Consider the following 19,720-nt stretch of genomic DNA (forward strand, 5'->3'; position numbering starts at 1 on the left):
CGGGGGCTCAGCCGCGCGGGTGACGCGCGAGGTGCGCGGCGACGTCGGCGCGGGTGCGCTCGACGTGCTCGTCGGCGGCTGACTGCGTCAGTGCCTGCTCGGCGCGGCGCATCATCCGTGCGGCCACGGCGCGCTGCACCGAGGCCGACGCCGCGAGCAGTGCCGCCTCGAGCCGAGTCGGACGCGCGGCGACGTCCAGCACAGGAATGGTGATCGTGGTCATCGTCCGTCTCCGTCCTCGGGAAGTTGGAACACGTCCACCCGGATGGTGAACGGCAGTCGGTCGGGCTCCTCTTCGCGCCCGCGGGCACCAGCGACGGCCTCGTCAACGACGGCGGACAGACGCTCGATGAGCGCCATGGCGTCATCGCGCGTGAGGTGGATGTTCGCGGTGGAGATCATCGCGGCGTCGTCCTCCTTGTCGGGCGACGCGATGCCCTCACTGACGTGCCGCATCAACTGCTGGTGCCGGCGACCGAGGAACTCGTTCATGATGAGCTGCGTAGCCGACCGGATGGCCGGCGACGCGAGGGCCTCGGGGCTGTCGAAGGAGACGGATTTGTCCGCACGTTCCCACCACCGCTCCCGCGCCGAACCGCGGTCGGGGATCTCGCGGATGAGGTCCTGTTTGGCCAGCGCCCGCAGGTGGTAGCTCGTCGCCCCCGAGGACTCCCCCGTGCGCTCGGCGAGCGAACTCGCCGTCTGGGGGCCGTACTGCGACAGGATGTCGAAGAGCTGCACACGCAGTGGATGCGCGAGGGCACGGAGGGCCCCGGCATCCAATTTGCGGTCTTCGCGCACCTGTCGCTGTTCGGTCATGATGCAAAGATACCTTTGCATGGCTCGCTTTGCAAGGTTTTCTTTGCAACGAGCCCTTTGCACGCCGCGGCTTCCGACCGCGACGTACGCTGGGACGATGACGGATGCCGCTGCCAACCCGCTCCTCTCGCCCTCCCCTCTCCCGTTCGATCTGCCGGATTACCCCCGCATCCGCCCTGAGCACTACCTGCCCGCTTTCGAGCAGGCGTTCGCGGCTCACCGCGCGGAGATCGAGGCCATCGCCGCCTCGACGGAGGAGCCCACGTTCGAGAACACGCTCGTCGCCCTCGAGCGCTCCGGCGAGCTGCTGGGACGCGTCGCACGCACCTTCTACACCGTCAGCTCCGCCGACGCGACGGCCGAGATCCAGGAGATCGACGAGCAGCTCGCGCCGCTCATGGCCGCGCACCAGGACGCCGTCACCCTCGACGCCCGCTTGTACGCGCGGGTCGCCGCCGTCCACGCGCAGCTGGACGACCTCGGCCTCACCGGGGAGGACCGCTACCTCGTGGAGCGCACCCACCGCGAGATGACGAACGCAGGTGCCGGACTCGACGAGGCCGACAAGACCGTCCTCACGGAGCTCAACCAGCAGCTCTCCGTGCTGACGACGACTTTCGAGAAGAACCTCCTCGCCGACACCAACGAGCTCGCCGTCGTGTTCGACGACGCCGCGGAACTCGACGGCCTCACCGACGGCGAGCTGTCGGCCGCGGCACGCAACGCCGCCGATCGCGGCCTCGACGGAAAGTTCGTCGTCACGCTGACGCTGTTCACGGGGCATCCCTACCTCTCCTCGCTCACGTCCCGCGCGAGCCGCGAGAAGCTGATGACCGCCTCCCGCTCGCGAGGGCGACGCGGCAACGAGAACGACAACCGCGCGGTCCTCACCGAGATCGTCCGGCTGCGCGCCGAGCGCGCCCGGGTGCTGGGGTACGACTCGCACGCGGCGTACGTCACCGCGGACGAGACGGCCGGTTCGCCCGAGGCGGTGCACGCGCTGCTGCGCCGCCTCGCGGTGCCGGCGGCGGAGAACGCCCGGCAGGAGCAGGCGGCACTGCAGGAGATCATCGACCGCGACGGCGGTGGGTTCGACCTGGCGGCGCACGACTGGGCGTTCTACACCGAGCGGGTCCGCGCCGCACGGTACGACCTCGACCGCACCGCGCTGCGGCCCTGGTTCGAGGCCGAGCGCGTGCTCGTCGACGGCGTGTTCCGCGCGGCGACCGACCTGTACGGCATCACCTTCACCGAGCACCCCGATCTGCCCGCCTACCACCCCGAGGCGCGCGTGTTCGAGGTCCGGAACGAGGACGGCTCGCATCTCGGGCTCTACATCCTCGACCTCTACACCCGCGACTCGAAGCGCGGCGGGGCGTGGATGAATTCGATCCTGTCGCAGTCCGCGCTGCGCGGCACGGCGCCGATCGTCGTGAACAACCTCAACGTGCCGCAGCCCGCGCCCGGCAGCCCCACGCTGCTGACCCTCGACGAGGTCACGACGCTCTTCCACGAATTCGGTCACGCGCTGCACGGACTGTTCGCGACGGTGACCTACCCGCACTTCGCCGGCACGGCGGTCTTCCGCGACTTCGTGGAGTTCCCGAGCCAGGTCAACGAGATGTGGATCTTCCGGCCCGAGATCCTGGCCTCGTACGCCCGCCACATCGACACTGACGAGCCGCTCCCGGCGGAGGTCGTCGCGAAGCTGCGCGAATCGGAGGCCTTCAACCAGGGCTTCGCCACCAGCGAGTACCTGGCCGCGTCCTGGATCGATCAGGCGTGGCACAGCCTCGATGTCGAGGACACGGCATCCGAGATCGACGTCGACTCCTTCGAGGCGACAGCACTCGCCGACATCGGACTCGACAATCCCGCTGTTCCGACCCGCTACTCGTCGACCTACTTCGCCCACGTCTTCTCTGGCGGGTACAGCGCGGGCTACTACTCCTACATCTGGAGCGAGGTCCTCGACGCCGACACCGTCGAATGGTTCCGCGAGAACGGCGGCCTCACCCGTGCGAACGGCGACCGGTTCCGCGATCGCCTGCTCGGTGTGGGCGGGTCGAAGGACCCGCTCGAGGCCTACCGCGACTTCCGCGGTCGCGACGCGCGGATCGAGCCGCTGCTCGAGCGCCGCGGTCTCACGGGCTGACCGGGCTCAGTCCGCCGCCGAGCCGACGCGGTAGACGAGTCGCGCGAACTGTCCGACCGCCTCGGCCGACACGAGCCGCAGGCGGTCGGACTCGAGTCGACGCGGCAACAGCGGTGCGCCGCCGGTGAGGAAGACGGGCGCGACCGACACGGCGATCTCGTCGAGCGCGCCGACGTCGAGGAACTGACCGGCGAGGTCTCCCCCGCCGACGATCCAGACGTCGCCGTCGCCGGCGGCCTCACGGATGTCGGGAAGGACGGATGCCACCGGTCCCCGGACGAAGCGGATGTCGGCGCCCGCGGGTCTCGGCAGGTCCCGCGTCGTGAACACGAACGTCGGACGGTCGCCGTGGAACTGCGTCCACCGCTCGGGGTGGGCGAGGATGTCGGACTCCGCCAGCACCCACTCGTAGGTCGTCGATCCTTCGACGAGCACGGTCGCCCCGGACGGCAGGAGGGCGTCGTCCGGAGTGTCGCCGTCCTCGACGGCGAACAGCCAGGCGAGGGAGTTCTCCTCGTCGGCGATGAATCCGTTGGCCGTCGTGGCGGTGTCGTAGAGGATGCGTCCCATGACGGGGACGCTACCCCCGGCCTACGACATCCGCGGGCGTCAGGCGCTCTTGCGCTTCTGGCGCAGCACGAGGGTGGGGGGCGCGCCGTCCTGGACGGCGGCGCGGGTGACCACGACCTTGTCGACGTCCTCCGCGGAGGGGATCTCGAACATGATCGGACCGAGGACGTCCTCGAGGATGGCCCGGAGTCCGCGGGCGCCGGTCTTGCGGGCGACGGCGAGATCGGCGATGGCGCGGAGGGCGTCATCCTCGAACTCGAGCTCGACACCGTCCAGCTCGAACATCCGCTGGTACTGCTTGACGAACGCGTTCTTCGGACCGGTGAGGATCTCGATCAGCGCGGTCTGGTCGAGCGGCGACACCGTCGTGACGACAGGCAGACGGCCGATGAACTCGGGGATGAGACCGAACTTGTGCAGGTCCTCGGGGAGGACGTCGCGGAAGACGTCCAGCTCCTGCTCCTTATCCTGCAGCGGAGCGCCGAAGCCGACGCCGTGCTTGCCGACACGCGACGAGATGATGTCCTCGAGCCCCGCGAACGCGCCCGCCACGATGAACAGGACGTTCGTCGTGTCGATCTGGATGAACTCCTGGTGCGGGTGCTTGCGGCCGCCCTGCGGCGGCACCGAGGCGACGGTGCCCTCGAGGATCTTCAGCAGTGCCTGCTGGACACCCTCACCCGAGACGTCACGGGTGATCGACGGATTCTCGGCCTTGCGGGCGATCTTGTCGACCTCGTCGATGTAGATGATGCCCGTCTCGGCGCGCTTGACGTCGAAGTCGGCGGCCTGCAGCAGCTTGAGGAGGATGTTCTCGACGTCCTCGCCGACGTAGCCGGCCTCGGTGAGGGCCGTCGCGTCCGCCACCGCGAAGGGGACGTTCAGCCGCTTGGCGAGCGTCTGCGCGAGGTACGTCTTGCCGCATCCAGTCGGTCCCAGCAGCAGGATGTTGCTCTTGGCGATCTCGACCTCGTCGGCGCGCTGCTCGGCGGACTGGATCGTGCTGCGGGCGCGGACGCGCTTGTAGTGGTTGTAGACGGCGACGGCGAGGGCGCGCTTGGCGGAGTCCTGGCCGACGACGTACTCCTCGAGGAAGCTGAAGATCTCGCGCGGCTTGGGAAGGTCGAAGTCCTTGACCTCACCGTCGCCGGACTCGGCCATGCGCTCTTCGATGATCTCGTTGCAGAGCTCGACGCACTCGTCGCAGATGTAGACGCCGGGGCCGGCGATCAGCTGCTGGACCTGCTTCTGGCTCTTGCCGCAGAAGGAACACTTGAACAGGTCGGCGCTCTCACCGATGCGTGCCATGGTGTCCCCCTCAGGATCTCGTGCCGGTGGAGATGAGCCTAATCGCAGATCCGGGCACGCGGCGGATTGCGACGCGAGTGTGGACGACGACGCCCCGCCGACGGATCGGCGGGGCGTCGGGTGCCGGCATCACGCGGTGATGGCGGCGGGGGTGCGCTTGCGCGAGGTCAGGACCTGGTCGACGATGCCGTACTCGAGCGCCTCCTGGGCCGAGAGGATCTTGTCGCGGTCGATGTCCTTATTGACCTGCTCGACGGTGCGGTTGGTGTGACGGGCCATCGTCTCCTCGAGCCAGGTGCGCATGCGGAGGATCTCCGCCGCCTGGATCTCGATGTCCGACGCCTGCCCGTGACCGGCCTCGCCGACGGCCGGCTGGTGCATGAGGATGCGGGCGTTCGGCAACGCGAGACGCTTGCCGGTGGCACCCGCGGCCAGCAGGACGGATGCCGCCGAGGCCGCCTGTCCGAGGACGACCGTCGACACCTGGGGCGAGATGTACTGCATCGTGTCGTAGATCGCCGTCATGGCCGTGAACGAGCCACCGGGCGAGTTGATGTACATGATGATGTCGCGGTCGGGGTCCATCGACTCGAGGACCAGCAGCTGCGCCATCACGTCGTCCGCGGATGCGTCGTCGACCTGGACGCCCAGGAAGATGACGCGGTCCTCGAACAGCTTGTTGTACGGGTCCTGGCGCTTGTAGCCGTACGCGGTGCGCTCTTCGAACTGCGGCAGGATGTAGCGGCTCGAGGGCATGGCGACGCCCTGCGGGCGACCGAAAGTGGGGGTGTGCATTCTCTTCGTCCTCCGGGCGATCAGTTCTCGGTCCCGCCACCGCCGGCGACGTCGGCGGCGTGTTCGCGGATGTGGTCGACGAAGCCGTACTCGAGGGCTTCCTCGGCCGTGAACCAGCGGTCGCGGTCGCCGTCGGCGTTGATCTGCTCGACGGACTTGCCGGTCTGCGCGGACGTGATCTCCGCGAGACGGTTCTTCATCGAGATGATCAGCTGGGCCTGGGTCTGGATGTCGCTGGCCGTACCGCCGAAGCCACCGTGGGGCTGGTGCAGCAGCACACGGGCGTTGGGCGTGATGTAGCGCTTGCCCTTCGTGCCGCTGGTCAGCAGGAGCTGACCCATCGAGGCGGCCATGCCGATGCCGACGGTGACGATGTCGTTCGGCACGAACTGCATCGTGTCGTAGATCGCCATGCCGGCGGTGATCGAGCCACCGGGCGAGTTGATGTAGAGGTAGATGTCCTTCTCGGAATCCTCGGCCGCGAGCAGCAGGATCTTGGCGCAGATCTCGTTCGCGTTCTCGTCGCGCACCTCGGAACCGAGCCAGATGATTCGGTCCTTCAGCAGCCGGTCGAAGACACTGGTCGCCATAAGGGGTTCAGCCATGGATGCTCTCCTGGATTCGTGTTCGTGCTTCGAATCTAGTGGCGCGTCCCGAGCGCCTCGCCCGTGTTCGCCGTGGGCATACCGGGGCGGGCATCCAGCCGCGCGAGCCCCGCGGACGCGGCCCGGAGACGCCGAAGGGCGGCGGGGCCGTGAGGCACCCGCCGCCCTTCGAAACGATCACTCCGCGTCGGCGGCCTTCTTGGTGGCGCGCTTGGCGGGAGCCTTCTTGGCGGGCGCCTCGGCGGCGTCCGCGTCGGCCTTCTTGGCGGCCGGCTTGCGGGCCGGAGCCTTCTTGGCGGCCGGCTTCTCCTCGGCTGCCTCGTCGGCGGCATCCGCCTTGTCGGCGGCGGCCTTCTTGGCCGGAGCCTTCTTCGCCGGAGCCTTCTTCGCCGGAGCCTTCTTGGCAGGCGCCTTCTCGGCGGCCGGCTTCTCGTCGGCTGCCTCCTCAGCGGCGTCCTCGTCCTCGGCGGCGAAGCCGGCCAGGTCGACCTTCTTGCCGTTGGTGTCGACGACGTTCACCTTGCCGAGCGCGATCGCCAGGGCCTTGTTGCGGGCGACCTCACCGACCATGAGCGGGATCTGGTTGCCCTCCTGCAGCGCGTTGACGAAGTCCTGCGGCGACATGCCGTACTGCGCCGACGACTGGATGAGGTACTGGGTGAGCTCCTCCTGGGAGACCTGCACCTCGTGCTTCTCGGCGATCTTGTCGAGGATCATCTGCGTGCGGAACTGCTTCTCGCTCGCCTCGGTGACCTCGGCGCGGTGCACGTCGTCCTCCAGGCGACCCTCGCCCTCGAGGTGGGCGTGGACCTCGTCCTCGACCAGCTTGGCGGGGACGGGGATGTCGGCCTTCTCGATGAGGGCCTCGACGAGCTTGTCGCGCGCGGCCGAGCCCTGCGTGAAGACGGCCTGCTCCGAGACGCGCTCGACGAGGCTCTCGCGGAGCTCGGCGATCGTGTCGAACTCGGAGGCCACCTGCGCGAAGTCGTCGTCGGCCTCGGGGAGCTCGCGCTCCTTGACGGCCTTGACCGTCACGGCGACCTCGGCCTCTTCACCGGCGTGGTCGCCGCCGACGAGCTTCGAGCGGAACGTGGTGTCCTCACCGGCGGTGAGCGAATCGACGGCCTCGTCGATGCCCTCGAGCAGCTCGCCCGAGCCGACCTCGTAGGACACGCCCTCGGCGCGGTCGATCTCGGCGCCGTCGATCGTGGCGACGAGGTCGAGCTCGACGAAGTCGCCGGCCTTGGCGGGACGGTCGACGGTCACGAGCGTACCGAAGCGGCTGCGGAGCTTGTCGAGCTCGGCGTCGACGGCGGCCTCGTCGGTCTCGACGGCGTCGACCTCGATCGTGATGTCGTCGTAGGAGGGCAGCTCGAACTCGGGGCGGACGTCCACCTCGACCTCGACCTTGAGGTCGCCGGAGAAGTCCTTCGTGCTCGGCCACTCGACGATCTCGGCGGCCGGGCGGCCGACGATGCGCACCTCGTTGGCCGTGACGGCCTCGCGGTAGAACGCGTCGAGCCCCTCGCTGACGGCGTGCTCGAGGACGGCCTCGCGCCCGATGCGCTGGTCGATGATCGGCGCGGGGACCTTGCCCTTGCGGAAGCCGGGGATCTGGACGTCCTGCGCGATGTGCTCGTACGCGTGGGAGATGCTCGGCTTGAGCTCCTCCGGGGTGACCGTGATGTGGAGCTTCACCCGGGTGGGGGTGAGCTGCTCGACGGTGCTGGTGACCATGCCTGTCGTTCTCCTTGTCCGGCCGCGCACACGCGCGTCCGTTCGGTGATCTGGGTTCGTGGGGCCGTTGGTCGGGGCGACAGGATTTGAACCTGCGGCCTCCCGCTCCCAAAGCGGGCGCTCTACCAAGCTGAGCTACGCCCCGGGCGCGCACGCTGGCGAGCGCCGAAAAACGGCCGTTGGTCAGTCTAGCCGACCATGTCGGGTACACTCGTCGAGGCGCTCATCGCGGCGCCGACGGGGATGTAGCTCAATGGTAGAGCCTCAGTCTTCCAAACTGATTACGCGGGTTCGATTCCCGTCATCCCCTCCATCGCCCTCACGTTCGGCCGCAGGCCGTGCGGGAGGGCGATCGTGTTGTCAGCCGGGCCGCACCCGGCCAGGCGTCACACCGAGCTGTAGGCGACGATGCCCCGTCGCACGGCGTCGAGGGCCCTCCGCGCGGTCGTCGCGACATCGGCATCCGCCACGATCGACAGCTGATCGAGCAGGTCGATCGTCTGCTTCGTCCACCGGACGAAGTCGCCGGCTGCCATGTCCGCCTCGGTGAGGACGACGTCGAGCGACGCTCCGCGTGCCCAGGAGTTCATGGCCTGCGCGAGGCCGGTCGCGATCGCCTCGGTGCCGGGTAGGTGGTGGGCCTGTTCGAGATCGTCGAGCCGGCTCCAGAGGTCCTGCGTCTTCGTGAGGGCCTCGCGGAACGGCCCGCGCGGCAGGCGGTACTCCCCCGCCTCGTCGCGGCGCGGCTCGTAGACGAGGCAGCACGCGAGGGCGGCGAGGCCGGCGGGGTCGAGCTCGCGCCACAGCCCGCGGCGCAGGGACTCCGCGACCAGCAGATCGCGTTCGCCGTAGATGCGGCGCATCGTCCGCCCCGCCGCCGTCAGCGTGGCCGCGCCGTCGTCGTCTAAGGCGACGTAGTCCAGCTCGGCCAGCACGTCGATGATGCGGTCGAAGATCCGCGCGACGGTGCCGGTGCGGGTCTCGATGTCGCGGCGCGTGCGATCGGTGCGCCGACGCAGCTTCCAGTACCGCTCGGCCCAGCGGGCATGGTTCTCGCGATCCGGGCAGCCGTGGCAGGGGTGCCGCTGCATCCGGCGACGCAGCGACTGGATCTCGTTCTGGCGTTGCTGACGGATGCGGGCCGGCGCCGTCCGATCGGCGCGGTTGAGCTTCTCGGCGTCACTGAGGTCGCGCCGGATACCGGAGTACTCGGCGAAATCGCCGCGGTCGCACGTCATCGACTTCTCGTAGCCCGCGAGGGATGCCTCGGCCTCCTTCACCTGCCGGGCGAGGCCCACGACGGCGCGGTCGGCCTGGAACTGCGCGAACGAGGACTCGAGGATCTCTCTCGCCCGCGGCCGGCCGAACTGGTCGATCAGGTTGACCGCCATGTTGTACGTCGGCCGGAAGCTCGAGTTGAGGGGGTACGTGCGGCGCGACGCGAGCGCCGCCACCGCCTGCGGGTCGAGCGACTCGGTCCACTGGACGACCGCGTGCCCCTCGACGTCGATGCCGCGCCGGCCGGCGCGCCCGGTGAGCTGGGTGTACTCGCCCGACGTGATCGCGACCCGCGCCTCGCCGTTGAACTTCTCGAGCTTCTCGAGCACGACGGTCCGGGCGGGCATGTTGATCCCGAGCGCCAGGGTCTCGGTCGCGAAGACCACCTTCACGAGTTTGCGCTGGAACAGTTCCTCGACGACCTCCTTGAACGCGGGCAGCAGGCCAGCGTGATGCGACGCGATCCCCCGCTCGAGGTTGTCGCGCCATTCCCAGTAGCCCAGGACGCCGAGATCCTCGTCCTGGAGCGCCCGCATCCGCTCATCGATGATCCAGCGGATCTCGTCGCGCTCCGCGGTGTCGGTCAGCCGCACACCCGCGCGCCGGACCTGCTGCACCGCGGCGTCGCATCCGACCCGACTGAAGATGAAGAAGATGGCGGGCAGCAGGTTGGAGCGACCCAGCAGCTCGACGACCTGCGGACGGTCCATCCGCTCGATCCGCATCGCCGTCGACGGTCGTACGGGACGCTTACCGCCCCGGTGCGGGCGGCGCCTCTCCTGGTCGCCGCGTGAGCGGTACTCCATGGCGCGGCGATTGTTCTCGTAAAGGGCACCCTTGGGTGAGCGGATGCGGGTGAGCTCCTGGTTCACCTGTGCGGTGGCGACGCCGGCGCGGTCGTCGAACAGCGGCAGGAGGTCGCCGCGCACGAGGACGTGCTGCTCGAGCGGAACGGGACGGGTCTCGGAGACGATCACGGCCGTGTCGCCGCGGACCGTGTCGAGCCAGTCGCCGAATTCCTCGGCGTTCGAGACCGTCGCCGACAGGGAGACGAGGCGCACAGCGGGCGGCAGATGGAGGATGACCTCCTCCCACACCGGTCCGCGGAACCGGTCGGCGAGGTAGTGCACCTCGTCCATCACGACGTAGCGGAGTCCGCGCAGGGCCGGCGAGTCGGCGTAGAGCATGTTCCGGAGCACTTCGGTGGTCATGACCACGACGCGCGCGTTCCCGTTGATGTTCGTGTCGCCGGTGAGCAAGCCGACCTCGCCCTCGCCATAGACCTCCTGCAGCTCGCGGAACTTCTGGTTCGACAGCGCCTTCATCGGCGTCGTGTAGAAGGCCTTGTCGCCCGGTTCCCGCATCGCGAGGTGGATGGCGAACTCGCCGACGATCGTCTTGCCGGCGCCCGTCGGGGCGGCGACGAGCACGCTCCTGCCCTCTTCGAGCGCGTGACAGCCCTCGATCTGGAACGGGTCGAGGTCGAACCGCTGCAGGGACGCGAAGGAGGCGGAGATCGGATGCCGGCGCTCCGACTGCGCGCGGGCGTAGCGTGCCGAGGGGTCCGTCATGCGACCGGACCGAGGAGCGCCTCGTCGCGCTTGCGTTTGCGGCGATCGAAGAGCATCGAGAGTCCGGCGGCGGCGAAGAAGAGCACCGTCAGGATGCCCGCGAGGATGAGCATGCTGACGACGTCGGCTGCGGGGGTGGCGGCTCCGGCGAACACCGTCGCGATGACGATCGCCACGCGCCAGCCCTTGATGATCTCGCGGCCGGTCATGACGCCGGCGAGGTTCAAGGCGACGAGGAACACCGGGGTCACGTAGGCGACGCCCACGACGAGGAGGAGTTTGAACACGAAGTCGTAGTAGTACTTCGCGTCGTAGAAGTTGGAGGCGCCGACGGGCGTGAAGCCGGCCATCAGCTCGACGAGGTGCGGAAGGATCAGCCAGCCGGTGAAGGTGCCTGCGAAGAACAGCGGCACGGCGGCAGCGACGAACCCGATCGTGTAACGGATCTCCTTCCGCGTCAGCCCGGGCATCAGGAAGGCCCAGATCTGCCACAGCCAGACAGGCGCAGAGATGAGCAGGCCGACGGCGAAGGAGATGCGGATGCGGAGGTCGAAGGCGGATGTCACCGTCGCGAACATGAGGGTGACGGCATCCTCGTCACCTCGACGCTCGGCGACGATGCGGATGGGCTCCGTCATCGCCCAGATGATGCCGTCCGTCAGGATGAAGGAGACGATCATCCCCACGACGAGCGCCGCGGCAGCGATCAGCAGCCGTTTGCGGAACTCTCGCAGATGGTCGCCGAGCGACATCCGCTTGTCCCGGTAAGGGGCGTCGTCTCGCGCGGCGTCCCGTTCGGTGGTCGTCACTGAATCAGGATGCGGGGCCCTGCGGTGGACCCTGCGCGGGCGGCGGCGTCAGCGGGGTGACCGAGGACGGCGCCGGAGGAGCCTGGTGGTTCGGCGTCTCAGCCGGCCCGTCCTCCTCCTTCATCGCCTTCATCTCGCCCTTGAAGACACGCGCCGACTGACCGACGCTCTTCGCCAGCGCCGGCAGTTTGGCCGCACCGAACAGAAGGAGGATCACCGCCAAGACGATGAGAAGATGCCAGCCCTGCAGACCGCCCATGAAAGCTCCTCGGGGTTGAAGTCGTTCCAGTCTAACCGCCCGGGAGCGGCCGGTCCTCAGGTGTACTGCGCGAGCCCCGCCTCGGCCCACGCCCGCGCCGCTTCCCGCGCGGTGGCGGGCGAGACGACCTCGACGTCGCCCCCGAGACGCGCGGCCAGTCGCTTCAGGCTGCGCTCGTCACCGACCCGCAGACGGACCGACCGGCCATCGCCCTTGCCCCGCACGACGGCGCGCGCCGCGAACTCGCCGAGCAGCGGAACGACGTCCTTACGGCAGCGGAGCTCGACGATCACATCGGACTCGGTCGGTTCGAACAGGCCCGGCAGCGGGTCCGCGCCGTGCGTGCTCGGGATGTCGGTGAGGACGACCTCGGAGACCCGGTCGAGGTGGAACGTGCGCACGGCCTGCCGCAGGTGGCACCAGCCCTGCAGGTACCACTGGCCGTCGGCGATGTGGACCTTGACGGGGTCGACCGTGCGGGTGGTCACCGGCGCATCCGGAGCCCGGTACTCGAACGAGACGGCGACGCCCTGCTGGACGGCCGCCGCGACCGTGGTGCGGACGTCGTCGACGACGGGGGTGGCGACGATCACCTCCGCCGGAGCACTCGACGCGCCGGCGGCGAGCTTGGCGAGGAGCCCCTGGACGACGCCGCTGTCCCCCACTCCCGGAAGGCTCGCCGCGAGCTGCAGGCCCGCCAGCAGGGCGGCCGCCTCGCGGGCGGTCAGCCGCGGCGTGCGCTCGAGCGCGACGGCGTTCGTGATCGAGATGGTGTCCTGCTCGTCGAGCAGATCCCAGTCGATGTCGAAGAGGTCGTTCGCCATCTGCCAGAAGCCGCCGTCGCCCGGCAGGCCGATGACGGTCAGCTTCTCGACCATCGAGCGCATCTCGTCGGGCGCGACCTCGAAGTCGCGTGCGGCGTCCTCGACGGTGACCTCGCCCTTCGAGATCAGGTACGGCACAAGCTGGAGGATCAGGGAGGCGCGGTCGGTCGCGACCAGCGGTTGCGCGCTCATCCGGCGGCCTCCGCGTGCAGGTCGCGGGCGCGGCGGAGGCGCGCGACGACGAGGTCGGCCAGCTCGACCGGCTCGATCACCCGGACCTCGGGACCGTAGGAGGCGAGCTCGTCGGCGAAGATCTGCGCGTCGACGTAGGGCACCCGGCATCCGGTGTCGTCGGCGGCGACCGCGCGACGGTTCAAGCGCACCGCGGCCTCGGTCCCCGGCTCGACCTGGACGAGCGCGCGCTGACGACGGGCGACCGCCTCGAGCCCGGCGATCGCCTTGTCGCCCGCGCCCTCGCGCAGCGAGAGATCGAACGAGGCCCGGGTGACGACGACGTCCGAGGAGATGCGGGTCAGCAGGAAGGTGCGCTCGGCGTCCTGCAGCAGATCGAAGCCGTACACGTGCCACCGACCCTCGTACTCGACGAGCGCCCACGGCTGCACACGGCGGCGGTGCGCGGCATCCGATCCGCCCTTGACATAGTCGAACTCGACGACCCGCCCCTGCTCGATCGCGCGCTGCAGCGGTGAGAAGGACGGCTCGCGCAGGCTGATGCGCGGGGCGTAGCCGATGATGGGGGCGTCGACCTCGATGCCGAGCGCCTGGATCTTGCGCAGACCGCTGCGCGCCGACGCCGACATGGAGCTCTCGCCCCAGACGCCGCTGGCCAGGTTGAGCACCGCGATCTCGGCCGGGGTGAAGTCGATGTCGACCGGCAAGGAGTACTCGGCCGTCGGGATTCGGTACCGCGCCTCGCGGAGGTCGTCGGGGTCGGCGTAGTCACCGATCGTCTCGATCGGAACGCCGAGCGAGCGCAGGCTGTCCTTGTCGCGTTCGAACATCTTCTCGAGCGCATCCTTCGACGCACCCGCCGCTCCCTGCTCGCGGTAGCCCGACACGGACGCGAGGATCGTGTCCTTCGTCAGCCCTTGCTCCGTCGCAAGCAACGCGACGACGAGGTTGACGAGCCGTTCCTCGGGCGCGCTGCGGATCGGATCGGTGGGCACACGGCAATCCTAGGCGCGGGACCGGTCGCCGGCCCCGCGCGGGCTCACTGTGTCGCCGTGGTGGCGTCGTCGCTCGTGTCGATCCCGAGGATGTCGATCACGAAGACGAGCGTCGAGTTCGCGGGGACGGAACCCGAGGCCGTGTCGCCGTAGGCCTGGTCGGGAGGGATGACCGCGAGCACCTGCGACCCCACGGTCTGACCCTCCAGCGCCTTCTGGAAGCCGGGGACGACGCTGTCCAGCGACAGCGTCGCCGGGGAGCCCTTCTCCCACGTGGAATCGAACACCTCTCCGGTGTTCCAGAGCACACCGGTGTAGTTGACGCGCGGCGTCGAGTCGGCGGTGAGCTTCTCGCCGTCGCCCTTCTTGAGCGTCTTGATGATCAGGTCCTTCGGCGCGACCGCGTCGGGGACGATGATGCCCGGGGTGCCGTCGGGGGCGAGGACGACGGTGGGGATGTTGCTGCCGTCGACGTACTGCGGCACGCCGTTCGCCGCCGGGAGGAAGACCGTGTTCACGTCGATGACGACCACGGCCGCCTGCTCCTCGCTCAGGCCGATCTGGCTCACGAGGTCGGGGTTCAGGTCCTTCGCCGGGATGGCCGAGACGATCCGCGAGCCCGGGCGGGCGCAGTCGAGGATCTTCTCGATCGTCGGGAACGTCTGCTCGAGGACGCTCACCTGGACGAGGCGGGTGGGCGCGGACAGTACCGTCTGACCTGTCGCGCCGTCGAGGAGCGTGATCCCCAGCTGGACGTCCTGCTTGCTCGTCGTGATCGGGGTGCCCGAGCCGGTCGCGATGTCGGTGAACGAGGTCTTCGTGACGTAGACCGGGTCGGTGGTGGTGGCCGCCGGTGCCGCCTCGGCATCCGTCACATCGACGAGGTCGAGGGACGAGGCGGGCGCGGTGACGCGCTCGCAGCCGGCGTCTGCGGGACCGGTGGGGGCGCACCCGACGAGGGCCAGGGCGGTCAGGCCGAGCACGGCCACGGCAGCGGGGATCTGACGCATTGGATCAGTCTACGGTCTCGCCGGAGCGGTCCTCGGCAGCCTGCCGGGCGCCCTCGACGGCGCGCTGGGCGTCGCGCACCCGCTTGCGGAGGTTCTTGTCCGTGATCTCGCGGTCGCCCACGGCGCCGGGGGTCCACGCCTCGACGTCCTCGTCGGCGTACGACGGCTTCTTCAGCGCGCGCTTGCGCACATCGGGCGGCATCGCACCGGGGGCCAGGCGACGGGCGGTGAGGAGGAACCCGGTGTGCGCGACCATGCGGTGGTCCGGACGCACGGCGAGACCCTCGACGTGCCACCCCCGCACCATCGTCTCGGTCGCCTCGGGCTCGGTGAACAGGCCCGAATGCCGGATGTACTCGGCGACCCGGCTGAGCTGGGTCGCCGTCGCGATGTAGCAGAGCACGACGCCGCCCGGGGTGAGCGCCTCGGCCACGACGTCGATGCACTCCCACGGCGCCAGCATGTCGAGCACGACGCGGTCGACGCTGCCCGGCTCGGTCGCCTGCGGCAGTTGCTCGGCGAGGTCGCCGACGACCACCCGCCACGAGTCGGGGTAGTGCCCGAGGAAGGTTTCGACGTTGGCCTCGGCGACCTCGGAGAACTCCTCGCGGCGCTCGAACGACAGCAGGCGACCGGAGGGCCCGATCGCGCGAAGCAGCCACAGCGACAGCGCGCCCGAGCCGACGCCGGCCTCGACGACGGTCGCCCCGGGGAAGATGTCGGCGGAGGCGAGGATCTGCGCGGCATCCTTCGGGTAGACGATCGCCGCGCCCCGCGGCATCGACATGACGAAGTCGCGCAGCAGCGGACGCAGCGCCAGGTACTCGTGGCCGCCGCTGTTCACGACGACCGAGCCGTCGGGCTGACCGATGATCGCCTCGTGGCGCAGCACGCCGTGGTGCGTGTGGAGCTCGCCGCCCTCCCGCAGGGTGACGGTGTGCATGCGCCCCTTGGGTCCGGTCAGCTGGACACGGTCACCCAGCCGGAACGGGCCGCTCGGCCGCAGGTCGGCGCTCACGCATCCACCTCCTGGCGCACGCGGGCGAGCACGTCGGCGACGTCGGCGACCGTCCGGCCGTCGAGGGTGGGCCACAACTCGTGCGCCCCCACCCCGTCGAGCGGGACCATGTGCGGGATGCCGACCGTCACCGTGCCCGCGGCGATGGCGGAGGCGGTGCCGGTGAGCGAATCCTCGAAGGCGACCGTGTCGGCGGGTTCCACCCCGAGCGCCGCACAGGCCTGCAGGTACGGAGCGGGATGCGGCTTGGCGTGGGTGACGTCATCGCCGCCGATGACGAGATCGAACGCGTCGAAGTCGATGAGCTCGGTGATGACCCTCGCCATACGACTCATGGACATGGTGACGAGGGCCGTCGGCACGCCCTGCTCGCGGAGCTCGCGGAGCAGCTCCCGAGCACCGGGACGGAAGGGCACGCCGTCCTCGCGCAGGCGGCGCATGACCTCGTCGGTCAGGTGGGCGACGATCTCGTCGACCTCGAGGCGCACACCGGCGCCCTGCAGGACGCGGGCCGCGTCCTCGAGGCCCATGCCCACCATGGCGAGACCGTCCTCGTGCGTCCAGGTGCCGCCGAAGCGCTCGACGAGCGGGGTCTCGGCGGCCATCCAATAGGGCTCGGTGTCGACGAGGGTGCCGTCCATGTCCCAGAGGACCGCGGCGGGAAGCGGGGAAGTCACCGGTCAATGCTATGCGAGGGCTTCCGCCCGCCCGGTGACGGGCGGCGTATCGTGGGGGTACCGACAGAGAGGACGTCCGTGCAGGGACTGGGACAGCGGGTGCTCGTGATCGCCGTCGACGGCTGGAACGACGCCGGAGAGGCCGCCACCGCCGCGGTCGCACAGCTGCGCTCGTCCGGGACGTTCGAGAGGGCGTTCGGCGTCGACCCGGAGCTGTACTTCGACTACCAGTACACGCGTCCGCAGATGCAGATGGATGCCGACGGTGCCCGTCGCCTGGTCTGGCCCGACGCCACCCTCTGGCGCCCCGTGACGCCGCGCGAAGACGGCCCCGACCTCTGGCTGCTGACCGGGACGGAGCCGGCGCGCGCCTGGCAGGCGTTCGCGGCGGAGTTCGTCGACGCCGCCCTGCGCGAGGACATCACCGGCATCGTGGCCCTCGGATCGATGATGAGCGACGTCCCGCACACCCGCCCGATCTCGGTGTTCGCGGGATCCGAGAACGAGGAGTTGCGCTCGGCTCTCGGGCTCGAGCGCTCGACCTACGAGGGGCCGGTCGGCATCCTGTCGGCGCTCGCCGCAGCCGGCGAGGCCGCCGGCATCCCCTCGGCCGGTCTGTGGGCGAGCATCCCCCACTACGTCGGCGGACACACGCCGTCGCCCAAGGCCACCCTCGCGCTCCTCGACAAGCTCGAGGAGATCACCGGTGCGACGATCACGCGCGGCACGTTGCCGGCGGACGCGCTCGCGTGGGAGGCGTCGATCGACGCCGCCGCGGCCGACGACGAGGAGATGACGGAGTACATCCGCCAGCTCGAGACGACCCGTGACGCATGGGACTCCCCCGAGGCGTCGGGCGACGCCATCGCGCAGGAGTTCGAGCGCTACCTGCGCCGCCGCGGCGACGGGCCGCGCGGGCCGAAGGACGACCCGCGCCGCTGAGCGGGCTCAGTAGGCCTGCAGCACCCCGGTGGCGAGCAGGATCAGCAGGACGACGCCCAGCACGACCCGGTAGAGGACGAACGGCAGGAAGCTGCCGCGCTTGAGGTATCGCATGAGGTAGGCGATGACCGCGAGACCCACGCCGAACGAGACGACCGTCGCGACCGCGGTCTCACCCAGGGTGAACGGCGACTGCCCGGGCTCGCGGATCGCCTGCAGCAGCTCGTAGAGGCCGCTGCCGAACACGGCCGGCACCGCCAGCAGGAACGCGACCTCCGCCGCGGCCGGACGGGTGTACCCGAGCGCCAGGCCGGCGGTCGTCGTGGCACCCGAGCGCGAGACGCCGGGGATGAGGGCGAGCGCCTGGGCGAAGCCGAGGGTCAGTCCGTGACCCATCGTCAGGTCCTTCTCGGTGCGGTCGCGCTTCCCGAGGGCGTCAGCGACACCGAGGATCAGGCCGAACACGATGAGGACGATCGCGACGAGCCAGAGGTTGCGGAACGTCTCGCGGATCACATCCTGGAAGAGGAAGCCGAGCACGCCGATCGGGATCGTGCCGATGATGACGATCCACCCCATCCGCGCGTCCGGGTCGTTGCGCGGGACACGCCCCGTGAGGGACTTCGCCCACGCGACGATGATGCGCACGATGCGGGCCCAGAAGTACACGAGGACGGCGAGCTCGGTGCCGATCTGCGTGATGGCGGTGAACGTCGCACCCGGGTCCTCGGCCGAGGGCAGGAACTCCCCCACGATGCGCAGGTGCGCACTCGAGGAGATCGGGAGGAACTCGGTCAGACCCTGGACGATGCCCAGGATGATGGCCTCGAGGATCGACATGCGGGGCCTTTCAGTACGAGCGGATCAGATCGGTGAGCACACGCTGCCCGAACACCAGCGCGTCGATCGGGACACGCTCGTCGACACCGTGGAACATCCCCGTGAAATCGAGATCGGCGGGCAGTCGCAGCGGTGCGAACCCGAACCCGGCGATGCCGAGCTCGGCGAGAGCCTTGTTGTCGGTCCCTCCCCCCATAAGGTACGGGATGACCGGTACGCCGGGATCGTGCCTGCCCAGCGCGCCGACCATCGCGTCGACCACGTCCCCGGCGAACGGCACCTCGAGTCCGATGTCGCGGTGCACGACCTCGATGCGGATGTCGTCGCCGACGATCCGCTGCACCTGTGCGAGCACCTCGTCCTCGCGCCCGGGGAGGGTGCGGATGTCGATCGCGGCGGTCGCGGCATCCGGGATCACGTTGTGCTTGTAACCGGCGGTGAGACCGGTCGGGTTCGTGGTCGTCCGGAAGGTGGAGCGCAGGAACGCGGATGCCGCGCCCGCCGTGTCGGCGACGGTGTCGGGGTCGTCGGCCAGGGTGCCCGACAGCTCGGCGAGCGAGCCCACGAGCTGGCGCGTCGTCGAGGTGAGTTCGATCGGCCATCCCGTCCGGCCGAGAGCGGCGACGGCCTCGGCGAGGCGCGTGACGGCGTTGTCGGGGTGGTGACGGCTGCCGTGCCCGGCGAGGCCGGTCGCGTGCAGCCGGATCCAGACGAGCGCCTTCTCGCCGACCTGCAGCAGGTACGCGCGCTCGTTGCCGACGGCGATCGAGTATCCGCCGACCTCGCTGATCGCCTCGGATGCGCCGGCGAACCACTCGGCCCGGTCCCGGACCACCAACTGGGAGCCTTCGACGCCGCCGTTCTCCTCGTCGGCGAAGAAGGTCAGGATCAGGTCGCGCTCGGGCTGCTCCCCCGCCCGCAGGAGGTCGCCGACCGAGGTGAGGATCATGGCGTCCATGTCCTTCATGTCGACGGCGCCGCGACCCCACAGCATCCCGTCCTTGACGACACCTTCGAAGGGGTCGACGCTCCAGTCCTCGGCCACGGCGGGGACGACGTCGAGGTGGCCGTGGAGGACGAGAGCGGGCTTGTCGGGGTTTCGCCCCGGCACCCGCGCGGTGACGTTCGTGCGGCGCGGGATCGGCTCGTAGAACTCCGGGGTGAGGCCGAGAGACTCGAGGTACGCGCCGACGTACTCGGCGGCCTCCCGTTCGCCGTTCGCGCGCCCTTCGCCGTAGTTCGTCGTGTCGAACCGGATCAGGTCGCGCGCGACGCGGGCGACCTCGGGCAGATCGTCGGGAGCGGACATGCCGCCC

The 19,720-nt window shown here is 69.8% G+C and carries 18 protein-coding genes, 2 tRNA genes and 1 pseudogene; 3 read left to right on the forward strand and 18 right to left on the reverse strand.

The genetic code is table 11. The annotated features are described in order from the left end of the window. Positions 1-7: 7 nt before the first annotated feature. Complete coding sequence (locus NH287_RS06210; RefSeq protein WP_217531502.1) at positions 8-223, reverse strand: hypothetical protein; 216 nt, start codon at positions 221-223, stop codon at positions 8-10. Continuing rightward, the gene (locus NH287_RS06215) at positions 220-819 is read right to left on the reverse strand and encodes a helix-turn-helix transcriptional regulator (protein WP_253034901.1); all 600 of its coding nucleotides are present in this window, start codon (positions 817-819) and stop codon (positions 220-222) included. Before NH287_RS06215 ends, NH287_RS06210 begins: the two co-directional genes overlap by 4 nt. Positions 820-916: 97 nt before the next feature. Between NH287_RS06215 and NH287_RS06220 the strand changes: the two genes are divergently transcribed. Continuing rightward, a complete protein-coding gene (locus tag NH287_RS06220; protein ID WP_253034902.1) occupies positions 917-2,974 on the forward strand; it encodes a M3 family metallopeptidase in 2,058 nt (685 codons plus the stop codon). A gap of 6 nt (positions 2,975-2,980) precedes the next feature. Here the strand turns inward: NH287_RS06220 and NH287_RS06225 are convergent, their stop codons facing one another. The 6 genes and pseudogenes from NH287_RS06225 to NH287_RS06250 all read right to left on the reverse strand — a co-directional run bounded on the left by NH287_RS06225 (position 2,981) and on the right by NH287_RS06250 (position 8,134). Further along, the gene (locus tag NH287_RS06225; protein ID WP_217531505.1) at positions 2,981-3,544 is read right to left on the reverse strand and encodes a dihydrofolate reductase family protein; all 564 of its coding nucleotides are present in this window, start codon (positions 3,542-3,544) and stop codon (positions 2,981-2,983) included. A gap of 39 nt (positions 3,545-3,583) precedes the next feature. Continuing rightward, entirely contained in the window at positions 3,584-4,852 is a 1,269-nt protein-coding gene (clpX, locus tag NH287_RS06230) for an ATP-dependent Clp protease ATP-binding subunit ClpX (RefSeq protein WP_253034903.1), read from the reverse strand. 129 nt (positions 4,853-4,981) lie between these two features. Further along, positions 4,982-5,647, reverse strand: a complete 666-nt coding sequence (locus tag NH287_RS06235) for an ATP-dependent Clp protease proteolytic subunit (RefSeq protein ID WP_064002237.1) — start codon at positions 5,645-5,647, stop codon at positions 4,982-4,984. Positions 5,648-5,667: 20 nt separating this feature from the next. Beyond that, positions 5,668-6,264, reverse strand: a pseudogene (locus tag NH287_RS06240) (ATP-dependent Clp protease proteolytic subunit); the annotation flags it as partial. Positions 6,265-6,429: 165 nt separating this feature from the next. After that, positions 6,430-7,989, reverse strand: a complete 1,560-nt coding sequence (gene tig / locus NH287_RS06245; protein ID WP_253034904.1) for a trigger factor — start codon at positions 7,987-7,989, stop codon at positions 6,430-6,432. 68 nt (positions 7,990-8,057) lie between these two features. Beyond that, positions 8,058-8,134: transfer RNA gene (locus NH287_RS06250), tRNA-Pro, on the reverse strand. Between the two features lie 94 nt (positions 8,135-8,228). Between NH287_RS06250 and NH287_RS06255 the strand changes: the two genes are divergently transcribed. Continuing rightward, positions 8,229-8,302 (forward strand) — tRNA-Gly (locus NH287_RS06255). A gap of 73 nt (positions 8,303-8,375) precedes the next feature. On the opposite strand, the gene NH287_RS06260 is transcribed toward NH287_RS06255, so the two are convergent. The 8 genes from NH287_RS06260 to NH287_RS06295 form a co-directional block, all read right to left on the reverse strand. Beyond that, positions 8,376-10,838: an RNA helicase gene (locus tag NH287_RS06260; RefSeq protein ID WP_253034905.1), complete on the reverse strand. Its 2,463-nt coding sequence runs from the start codon at positions 10,836-10,838 to the stop codon at positions 8,376-8,378. Next, a complete protein-coding gene (gene tatC / locus NH287_RS06265) occupies positions 10,835-11,590 on the reverse strand; it encodes a twin-arginine translocase subunit TatC (RefSeq protein WP_217531542.1) in 756 nt (251 codons plus the stop codon). The genes NH287_RS06260 and tatC overlap by 4 nt, the downstream gene beginning before the upstream one ends. Before the next feature lie 61 nt (positions 11,591-11,651). Then, a complete protein-coding gene (gene tatA, locus NH287_RS06270; protein ID WP_217531510.1) occupies positions 11,652-11,906 on the reverse strand; it encodes a Sec-independent protein translocase subunit TatA in 255 nt (84 codons plus the stop codon). A gap of 56 nt (positions 11,907-11,962) precedes the next feature. Then, a complete protein-coding gene (locus NH287_RS06275) occupies positions 11,963-12,922 on the reverse strand; it encodes a YafY family protein (protein ID WP_253034906.1) in 960 nt (319 codons plus the stop codon). Next, positions 12,919-13,917: a YafY family protein gene (locus tag NH287_RS06280; RefSeq protein WP_253034907.1), complete on the reverse strand. Its 999-nt coding sequence runs from the start codon at positions 13,915-13,917 to the stop codon at positions 12,919-12,921. Before NH287_RS06280 ends, NH287_RS06275 begins: the two co-directional genes overlap by 4 nt. A gap of 44 nt (positions 13,918-13,961) precedes the next feature. Continuing rightward, positions 13,962-14,927 (reverse strand): FKBP-type peptidyl-prolyl cis-trans isomerase, encoded by a 966-nt coding sequence (locus NH287_RS06285; protein ID WP_253034908.1) that lies wholly within the window; start codon positions 14,925-14,927, stop codon positions 13,962-13,964. Between the two features lie 4 nt (positions 14,928-14,931). Then, positions 14,932-15,945, reverse strand: a complete 1,014-nt coding sequence (locus NH287_RS06290; protein WP_253034909.1) for a tRNA (adenine-N1)-methyltransferase — start codon at positions 15,943-15,945, stop codon at positions 14,932-14,934. Beyond that, the gene (locus NH287_RS06295; protein WP_253034910.1) at positions 15,942-16,622 is read right to left on the reverse strand and encodes an HAD family phosphatase; all 681 of its coding nucleotides are present in this window, start codon (positions 16,620-16,622) and stop codon (positions 15,942-15,944) included. The genes NH287_RS06290 and NH287_RS06295 overlap by 4 nt, the downstream gene beginning before the upstream one ends. A 78-nt stretch (positions 16,623-16,700) precedes the next feature. Here NH287_RS06295 and NH287_RS06300 point away from each other — a divergent pair, with 78 nt between their 5' ends. Further along, entirely contained in the window at positions 16,701-17,564 is an 864-nt protein-coding gene (locus NH287_RS06300) for a PAC2 family protein (protein ID WP_253034911.1), read from the forward strand. Positions 17,565-17,570: 6 nt separating this feature from the next. Here the strand turns inward: NH287_RS06300 and NH287_RS06305 are convergent, their stop codons facing one another. Both NH287_RS06305 and NH287_RS06310 read right to left on the reverse strand, forming a co-directional pair. Beyond that, on the reverse strand, positions 17,571-18,404 hold the full coding sequence (locus NH287_RS06305; RefSeq protein ID WP_253034912.1) for an undecaprenyl-diphosphate phosphatase: 834 nt from the start codon (positions 18,402-18,404) through the stop codon (positions 17,571-17,573). Positions 18,405-18,414: 10 nt separating this feature from the next. Beyond that, the gene (locus tag NH287_RS06310) at positions 18,415-19,713 is read right to left on the reverse strand and encodes a M20/M25/M40 family metallo-hydrolase (RefSeq protein WP_253034913.1); all 1,299 of its coding nucleotides are present in this window, start codon (positions 19,711-19,713) and stop codon (positions 18,415-18,417) included. Between the last annotated feature and the right edge of the window lie 7 nt (positions 19,714-19,720).

Origin of the sequence: Microbacterium sp. CnD16-F, assembly GCF_024124465.1 — a bacterium.
Lineage (GTDB): Bacteria > Actinomycetota > Actinomycetes > Actinomycetales > Microbacteriaceae > Microbacterium > Microbacterium gawkjiense.

What these genes read in the sequence shown, in the direction of transcription:
- clpX (WP_253034903.1), bottom strand. Translation starts at nt 4,852, where the DNA reads ATGGCACGCATCGGTGAGAGCGCCGACCTGTTCAAGTGTTCCTTCTGC.
- NH287_RS06310 (WP_253034913.1), bottom strand. Translation starts at nt 19,713, where the DNA reads ATGTCCGCTCCCGACGATCTGCCCGAGGTCGCCCGCGTCGCGCGCGAC.
- NH287_RS06210 (WP_217531502.1), bottom strand. Translation starts at nt 223, where the DNA reads ATGACCACGATCACCATTCCTGTGCTGGACGTCGCCGCGCGTCCGACT.
- NH287_RS06235 (WP_064002237.1), bottom strand. Translation starts at nt 5,647, where the DNA reads ATGCACACCCCCACTTTCGGTCGCCCGCAGGGCGTCGCCATGCCCTCG.
- tig (WP_253034904.1), bottom strand. Translation starts at nt 7,989, where the DNA reads ATGGTCACCAGCACCGTCGAGCAGCTCACCCCCACCCGGGTGAAGCTC.
- NH287_RS06215 (WP_253034901.1), bottom strand. Translation starts at nt 819, where the DNA reads ATGACCGAACAGCGACAGGTGCGCGAAGACCGCAAATTGGATGCCGGG.
- NH287_RS06220 (WP_253034902.1), top strand. Translation starts at nt 917, where the DNA reads ATGACGGATGCCGCTGCCAACCCGCTCCTCTCGCCCTCCCCTCTCCCG.
- NH287_RS06285 (WP_253034908.1), bottom strand. Translation starts at nt 14,927, where the DNA reads ATGCGTCAGATCCCCGCTGCCGTGGCCGTGCTCGGCCTGACCGCCCTG.
- tatC (WP_217531542.1), bottom strand. Translation starts at nt 11,590, where the DNA reads ATGTCGCTCGGCGACCATCTGCGAGAGTTCCGCAAACGGCTGCTGATC.
- NH287_RS06305 (WP_253034912.1), bottom strand. Translation starts at nt 18,404, where the DNA reads ATGTCGATCCTCGAGGCCATCATCCTGGGCATCGTCCAGGGTCTGACC.
- NH287_RS06225 (WP_217531505.1), bottom strand. Translation starts at nt 3,544, where the DNA reads ATGGGACGCATCCTCTACGACACCGCCACGACGGCCAACGGATTCATC.
- tatA (WP_217531510.1), bottom strand. Translation starts at nt 11,906, where the DNA reads ATGGGCGGTCTGCAGGGCTGGCATCTTCTCATCGTCTTGGCGGTGATC.
- NH287_RS06275 (WP_253034906.1), bottom strand. Translation starts at nt 12,922, where the DNA reads ATGAGCGCGCAACCGCTGGTCGCGACCGACCGCGCCTCCCTGATCCTC.
- NH287_RS06260 (WP_253034905.1), bottom strand. Translation starts at nt 10,838, where the DNA reads ATGACGGACCCCTCGGCACGCTACGCCCGCGCGCAGTCGGAGCGCCGG.